Source organism: Clostridium sp. (assembly GCF_032552055.1).
Taxonomy (GTDB): Bacteria; Bacillota; Clostridia; order Clostridiales; family Clostridiaceae; genus Clostridium.
Window position 1 is genome coordinate 1 of record NZ_JAWGSV010000139.1, and the last position, 8,283, is coordinate 8,283.

The following is an 8,283-nucleotide window of genomic DNA, read 5'->3' on the forward strand; positions in this document are numbered from 1 at the left end:
CAATAAACCTTAGGATTATTTTTTGGAGGTTTCATTTATGAAGGATTTTATAAAAAAGTTTTTATTTAATAACTGGTTATATGTAGTAATGGTTTTAATAATACAAGGAAAATCTATGCTATTATTATCTATGCTTAGAACGGAGAATTCTTCTAGCATAAATTTTGCAACAATGTATTTTGGAGTTCCTGCTATAGGTGCTCATTTGCTTATAATTGCATTTATCTTTAGCATAATGTTCTTATTTAAATATAAGGGCAAAATTAAATCTGCAATGATTTTAAATCTTATAATTACTTTACTATTTGTTGCAGATATATGGTACTACAGAGTAAATGGGACATTTTTATCCCTAAGACACCTACTACATCCTGAGATTTTCAATCCAATTGGAAAGAGTTTGTTTAATTTTAGAGTAGTAGATTTATTATTCTTTATTGATTTCCTAGTGTTCTTTATACTATTTAAATTTGATAGAATTAGAGATTTTAAAGACGAATCTAAATTAAGCTTAAGAGCTATTAAAACTATAGTAATTGCTGGATTAACCTTAGGAATTGTTTTACTTTCTCACTATGTAATAGATATTAAAGGACTAATTCCTGGACAATCCTTTTTAAGATTATCTTGGGCACCATTCCAAAGCTTTAGTGATATGAGTCCTCTTGGATATCATGGTTATGATTTATTTTATTTTTCAAATAAAAATATAGATTTAACTGAAGAAAATATTAATGAGGTTGAAACTTGGCTTAACAATAATAAAGAAGATTTACCTGATAATGAGTATTTTGGACTTTTAAAGGATAAAAACTTAATAGCTATTCAAGTTGAATCTTTAGAAAACTTTGTTATTAATCAAAAAGTTAATGGACAAGAAATAACACCAACATTAAATAAGCTATTAAAGAATAGTTTGTACTTTGATAATATATATGAGCAAAATAATTCAGGAACCAGTTCAGATGCAGATTTGATGGTTAATACATCTATCTTTCCTATAAGAAGTACAAGTACCTTCCCTACTTACCCTTGGACTTCTTATAATAGCTTGCAAATGCTTCTTAATAATAAAGGATACAACACTATATCTACTCATGCTGAATTACCTGGTAGCTGGAACTGGGCAGAACCACATAAGGCATTTGAAACTGATAAATTATGGGATATATATGAGTTCGAGGAAGATGAGATTATAGGACCTGGATTATCAGATGAATCATATTTAAGACAAATATCTGAAAAATTAAAAACTGAAACAGAGCCTTATTACACTTTCATTGCAACATTAACTAGTCATGGTCCATTTGAAATACCTGATGATAAAAAGCTTTTAGATTTACCTAAGGAGTTAGATGAAAATATGTTAGGTGGATACTTCCAAAGTGTAAGATATGCAGATGAAGCAATAAAATTATTCTTAGAAGAATTAGATAAAAATGGTCAATTAGATAACACAGTAATTATGATATATGGTGATCATGGTGGAGTTCATAAATTCTATGAAGATCAAATTAAAGATGCCCCATTAAATGAAAATTGGTGGCAGGAAAATACTAAGGAAATACCATTTATAATTTATAATAAGGATATTAAGGCAGAAACTATATCAAAGGTTGGTGGTCAAACTGACTTCTTACCTACTATTTCATATTTATTAGGAGTAGAAAGAGAAGATTTTGAAAGTACTTCTATGGGAAGAGTTTTAGTAAATACTAATAGAGATGCCGTTATCTTAAATGATGGAGAAATAAAAGGGACTCCAAAAGATGCAAATGAAGAACAGCATCTTAAAGACACATTTAAAATTGCTGATTATATAATTCAAGGCAATTACTTTAAGATTATTAATAAATAAAGTAAAGGCATTATAATTAAGAATGAAATAGTGATGAATTAGAGAATATTTACTTTTGAGTTTTATGAAGTTAAGTTCTTTAATTAAATTAGAATATACTAAATTCTTAATTATTTATTTAGATTGTAAATTCAAAAGAGGCTATCTTAGTAAGATATCCTCTTTTTTATGTATTATCTTTTAAATTTTATGTAAGAAATTATAATAGTTAATATGCACCCTATATATAGAAAAATTGGTAAAATAATCGGGTTACTATTATTATTATTTGTTAGTAAATTTTCATTAGCTTTATTATATTCTGATATTGATCTATTATTAAGCTCAGATTCAATATCACTTTTCTTATTATCATTTACCTTAGTATCTATATTCTCATTATCATCTATTTCATCTTCTATAGATTTCTTAAAATTATCTATTACTTCAGTGTTATCTATATATGAAAATACCTCAAGAGATAATACATCACTATTATTTTTTATAGCCTCATAGTAAGATTTAATCCCACTAATATTTCCTTTAAAGATAGGGTTTTTAGTGGATTTTTCTTTTAATGTAAAATCTCCATTTTTAAAGCTGAAGTCTATATCAAGTCGCAAGCCCTCAGCCATAGCAGTAACATTCTTATATATTCTTATTAACTCTGTTATCTTATAATCTTTAATGCTTTCTTTACCTTTAACATCATCAGTAATTTCCTTACCCTTATCTACAACCTCATCAATTTCTTCCCTACTTATATCTAAAGTATTAATATACTCAATTAAATTATCTATACTAAGATTATTTTCTAAAAGATTTGTAAATGAACTTGCAGAGGCACGTATTTTATCTCCAATTAAAATAACAGCTATTATAAAGATTACTATCAAAATCTTTTTACTATTTTTCATCGAGTCACCCCTTTATATACAGAGTATTCCCAATTTGGCAAAAAATATTCAATAATAATCAATTCTATGTCGGAGAGTAACTCAATCTGTTTACATTATTTCCCAGAAAATAATTTCACCTATATTTTATTTATATGTACTATTACTAATATCTGGAGTATTATTAATATAAGATAAGGAGTGATGTAAGTTGTTAGTATACATCTGTTGTGCTGGAGGGGCCACTTCTAGCCTATTTTGTTCTAAAATTAAAAAGGCATCTAATAAAGATAATGTTTTAGTAGATGATCTTATGACAATCCTAACTGATTTTGAAGAATTAAAAAGTAAATATGATTATATTCTTGCCTATGGTCCTGCTGGATTTATTAGAGAATCCTCTATAGGAGATTATGCCTTAGATAAAATAATTGATTTAATTTTAGTATGTCCACAAGTAAGATACTTAGTTCCATCAATAAAGAAAGTTACGGAACCTTATAATATTTCTTGTGATTCCTTAGATATGAAGACTTTCGGAACAATGAATGGTGAAAAAGCCCTAAAAGATATAATAGAATTTGCATCAAAGTAAAGATTACAATAATATAAGTTAGCAGAAAATATTAATCTTAACTAATTGGCTTATATTATTGTAATCTTTTATATTTTTATTGGCTATAACTTATATATGATAATATTTATTCTAGCTTATAAGAAAATACTATAAATAAGTTTACTATTATACTACACTTAACTAATATTTTAGTACTAAATTATATTGCCATTCCATTCCTCTAAAACTAATTTCACCGATCTTGTCATTTCCTTTGAAAAATCTGATTTCACCTTCATATTATAATGATACTGAGCATAATTGTTTGCCTTATATTTATTTTCAGAAACAAATAATTTATCTCTTTCTTTATACATTTCATTAATATTCTCTTTTGATAGCTCATTATATTTTTCTTCAAAAACAATGAATTCTTCTTTAAATCTATCTTTTAATGGAACACTATAACCATTAGGATAATACCCTAATGTTAGCATAGTAACTGGATAAACATATTTAGGTAGATTTAATAACTCTTTATGATATTCAAATTTCTCCATAATATCACCGATATAACATGATCCAATTCCTAAACTTTCAGCTGCAATCACTGCATTTTCTGCTGCTATTAAAGCATCTTGTGTAGCTAATAATAGATTTGACTCTGTTGGCCCTTCAAAATTTTCACCTTTATTAATCATAAAATCCTTAGTATTATTAGTTTTATAATATTTATACCATTTGCTAAAATCAGCTAAAAATACTAGTAGAACTGGAGCTGTTTTTATAAATGGTTGATTATCACAGCTTATAGAAAGTTTTTCTTTTGTTTCAGAATTCTTTATTACTATGATTGAATAACACATCATATTTCCTGCTGTTGGAGCCCTCATCGCAGATTTTAAAATTAAGTCTAAATCCTCTTTTGAAATATCTCTTTTATCATACTTTCTAAGTGATCCCCTTTTTAAAATTGTACTTATTGTTTCATTCATTGAAATTCCCCCAAAAAATTTAATTTAATCTTATAACTATCTCTAAACCATACTTACACAGCACTTCTACATCAAGTTCCTCTTCAAATTCTAATAACTGACTTAATATTACGTTTCCTTCAGTCTTATAACTTAATATTTTTCCTTTAGCTTCATCTTTAAAATCACTCCAAGTCCATAGATGTGCAGTACCTTCTGCTGCTTTAATTTCATATATATATTTACTAGACATTAGAATATATTGAGACAACAATAATTTCCTGTTTTTATTATCATAAATATATTCTTTTGAGCATATTTTTATATGCTCTCTTCCTTCTTTATCTAAATTTAAATAATTAATATATATTTCTTTAAATCTTCCCATTTAGATACTCCATTAATATAATCTTTATAGTAATTATACCATTTATATATAGGTATAAAAAATAGTATCTATTACTAAAAGAAAATATAATATGTAATTTTAAGGAGCTGTCATTGTTTGACAACTCCTTAAAAATCTATTCTACATCATAAATTTTATAGTACTTATTCTTTAAGTAATCTATAAAGTATTTAGGATTAAGTTCTTCCCCAGTAATGTTTTTTATAAGTTCTCCTGGAGTATAAATAGCTCCATGAACATGTACTTTTTCATTTAACCACTTAGTTATTTCAGTAAGATCTCCACTCTTTACTGCTTCCATAACTGTTGGCTTTTCTTTTAATAAAGTATTAAGCATTTGAGCTCCATATAGGTTTCCTAAAGCATAGCTTGGGAAGTATCCAAAGGAACCATCTGACCAATGCATATCTTGAAGAATTCCTTCTGCATCATTCTTAGGTTCTACACCTAGATATTCCTTATACTTTTTATTCCATAAATCTTTTAATTCATTTACAGATATTCTACCATTAATTAATTCCTTCTCTATTTCATATCTAATTATAATATGAAGCCCATAAGTTAATTCATCAGCTTCTGTTCTTATTAGAGATGTTTCAACATAATTCATAGCTTCATAGAATTCTTCTAAAGTAACATCTTTAAAGTCCTCAAAATATTCCTTTGCCACTGGTAAAAGATATGAACAAAACTCCTTACTTCTTCCTAGTATGTTTTCATAGAATCTTGATTGAGATTCATGAATAGCCATTGATGCTCCTTGTTGTAGTCCTGTAGATTCTAAATCATCACTGATATTTTGCTCATATATACCGTGACCACCTTCATGGATTGTGCTAAATAAAGCTGAAGTAAATTCATCTTCATGATAATTAGTTGTTAATCTTACATCCTTATTGCCAAAGTTAGTTGTAAATGGATGAACGCTTACATCTAATCTTCCTGCTTCCTTATCAAATCCTATTTTATCTAGTATAAATAAAGAAAGATCTTTTTGTTTATCAGCATCAAAATGCCCATATAAGAAATCACGATTTAAGTTCTTTTTACTACTTTTAACCTTATCTAATACTTCGATTATTCCATCTCTTAATTCAGAAAATATCTTATCTAGCTTTTCTGTAGTAAGACCTAATTCATACTTATCTAATAAAGTATCGTACTTATCATTTTTATATCCCCAGTAATTAATAAATTCCTTTTGATATTCAACTACTTGTTCTAAATAAGGCTTAAATATTTCAAAATCATTTGCATCCTTAGCTTTTTCCCAAGCTAATTCAGAATTACTACAAAGCCCTACATATGCTACATATTTATCATGTGGTATCTTTTTAGTTTCGTTATAGCTTCTTTCAAGCTCTTCAATCATTCTTTTATCTACTAGGCTCATTTCATTTACTAAAGGCTTTAAATCAGTTATAAACTCTCCTACCTTATCACTAGTGATCATCTTAAAGCTTTCGCCAGATAAGTATTCTACAACCTTAGATCTAGATTCACCAGCTTTACTTGGCATATTAGTTCTCATATCCCAATAAACTAAACTTAATGCTTGTATTAACTTTTCATAGTCATTTAAATAATCTTTTAATTCTTTTAACTTTTTATTTAATTCCATAACTATCCTCCTAATATAAGTTTTTCTAATTATAATATACTACAAAATAGAAATAAAAATAAGTTTATTTCTATTACTTAATTCTATTTATAAAAAAGAATATGGCTTAATCCATATTCTTTTATAAAACATTTAAAATTTTTAATTTCTATTTTAACAGAATCTTTATCTAATTTGCTTCATTTATTGAATCATATAATGCGTCTTCATCAATATATTTATCTATATTATTATAATCAAATGAAGCATGGTCAAAATTAAATAGAATTAGATATAGATCATTTTCATTAGCAAATTTCCAGCTACTTTTTTCTTTAACAATATTTACCTTTTATGCTGATAATGTTGTATTAAAAATATAAATAGTTTATAATTTAAGTATTACATTTTGGAGGAATTATTATGAAAGCACTATTATTTTTAATTAATATACATCATCATAGCTAGAGAGACTTCATCTATTTAGATGCAAGTCTATTTCGAGTAGGCTTGCTTCTCTAGGCTGTGATTAGTGCAATCATATTTGCTAAGCCCTGTAGAATCTGCCTACAGGGCTTTTTGTTATTCTTAATTTAAGGTTTCATATATAAGTTTATGGTGCTTTAAAGCAATTAAGTTTAATAAACAAATTAAAATATAACAACTATTTTATATAAAATTATAAGGGAGAGATAAAAATGAAAAAAACAATTATTAAACCAAGTATTTTACCGGGATTTATGGAATTATTACCTAGAGAGCAAAGAATTTTTAATGACATTGTAAATAAAGTAACTAAAGTATATGAGGATAATGGTTGCTTACCCATTGATACACCTATAATAGAAAAGTCAGATGTTTTACTTGCAAAAACTGCAGGGGAGACTGAAAAACAAGTATATTCTTTTAATAAAGGTTCAAAAAATCTATCCTTAAGATTTGACTTAACAGTTCCCTTTGCTAGATATACCGCTCAATACTTTAATGAATTAACCTTCCCTTTTAAAAGATATCAAATTGGTAAAGTATATAGAGGTGAAAGGAATCAAAAAGGGAGATATAGAGAGTTTTATCAATTTGATGTAGATATCATAGGGAAAGATAAGTTAAGTATTCGTAATGATGCATTAGTAATAAGCTTAGCTTCAAAAGCTTTTAAATCCATAGGTTTAGATAATTACAAGTTTCAAATTAGCAATAGAAAAATACTTTCTGGGTTACTAGAGTATCTTAAGATAGACTCCTCTAATGAAGTTATGATTTTAATAGATAAGTTTGACAAAATAGGGAAAGATTCATTTAAAGAAGAGTTAGAAAAACTATTAGAGAAGGAACAATCAGAAATTATAAATAATCTTATAAATATTAATGGATCTAAAAATGAAGTGCTAAGATCTTTAGAATTATTAAATATAAATAATGATAACTTTAATTTAGGAATTAAAGAATTAAAAGATGTTTTAAAAACCTTAGAGTTACTTGGAGTACAAGAAGATGAGCTCCTAGTTAATCTTAAAATCATAAGAGGATTAGATTACTATACTGGAACAGTTTTTGAGACATTATTAGTTAATAATGAAGAATATGGTTCTATTTGTTCTGGTGGAAGATATGATAATTTAGCAGAGAACTATACAAATAATATATTACCTGGTGTTGGAATTTCTATAGGTTTAACTAGATTATTCTTTGTTCTAAAGGAAATAGGATTTGTAGAAAATTATAAGCTACCTTCAAAAATAGAGTACTTAATTATACCATTATCAGAAATCAATAGTTATGTCTATGAAGTATATAATAAGCTTATATCTTTAGGTAAAACTGTAGAAATATACTTAGAAGATGATAAGCTAAAAAAGAAGATGAATTATGCAAATAAACTTTCAATTCCTAATGTAATTATTATAGGAGAAGAGGAAAAAAATTATAGAACTATAAATATAAAAGATATGAATACTGGTCTTCAAAATACTTTCAAATTAGATGATATTAATATATAGAATATAAATAC

The 8,283-nt window shown here is 26.4% G+C and carries 7 protein-coding genes; 3 read left to right on the plus strand and 4 right to left on the minus strand.

All coding sequences use genetic code 11. The features are described from left to right. Positions 1 to 37: 37 nt before the first annotated feature. A complete protein-coding gene (locus E6248_RS10155; protein ID WP_316340694.1) occupies positions 38 to 1,858 on the plus strand; it encodes an LTA synthase family protein in 1,821 nt (606 codons plus the stop codon). 173 nt (positions 1,859 to 2,031) lie between these two features. Here the strand turns inward: E6248_RS10155 and E6248_RS10160 are convergent, their stop codons facing one another. Beyond that, complete coding sequence (locus tag E6248_RS10160) at positions 2,032 to 2,754, minus strand: hypothetical protein (RefSeq protein WP_316340695.1); 723 nt, start codon at positions 2,752 to 2,754, stop codon at positions 2,032 to 2,034. A 190-nt stretch (positions 2,755 to 2,944) separates the two neighbouring features. On the opposite strand from E6248_RS10160, the gene E6248_RS10165 reads away from it, so the two are divergent. Next, a complete protein-coding gene (locus E6248_RS10165) occupies positions 2,945 to 3,328 on the plus strand; it encodes a hypothetical protein (protein WP_316340696.1) in 384 nt (127 codons plus the stop codon). A gap of 176 nt (positions 3,329 to 3,504) precedes the next feature. Here the strand turns inward: E6248_RS10165 and E6248_RS10170 are convergent, their stop codons facing one another. From E6248_RS10170 to E6248_RS10180, 3 genes are all read right to left on the minus strand, one after another. After that, positions 3,505 to 4,284, minus strand: a complete 780-nt coding sequence (locus E6248_RS10170) for a nitroreductase family protein (protein ID WP_316340697.1) — start codon at positions 4,282 to 4,284, stop codon at positions 3,505 to 3,507. Positions 4,285 to 4,303: 19 nt separating this feature from the next. After that, positions 4,304 to 4,651, minus strand: coding sequence for a hypothetical protein (locus E6248_RS10175; RefSeq protein ID WP_316340698.1), 348 nt, complete (start codon positions 4,649 to 4,651; stop codon positions 4,304 to 4,306). A 136-nt stretch (positions 4,652 to 4,787) separates the two neighbouring features. Continuing rightward, complete coding sequence (locus tag E6248_RS10180) at positions 4,788 to 6,293, minus strand: carboxypeptidase M32 (protein WP_316340699.1); 1,506 nt, start codon at positions 6,291 to 6,293, stop codon at positions 4,788 to 4,790. A 677-nt stretch (positions 6,294 to 6,970) separates the two neighbouring features. Between E6248_RS10180 and hisS the strand changes: the two genes are divergently transcribed. Next, entirely contained in the window at positions 6,971 to 8,272 is a 1,302-nt protein-coding gene (gene hisS, locus E6248_RS10185; RefSeq protein ID WP_316340700.1) for a histidine--tRNA ligase, read from the plus strand. The last annotated feature ends 11 nt before the right edge of the window (positions 8,273 to 8,283 follow it).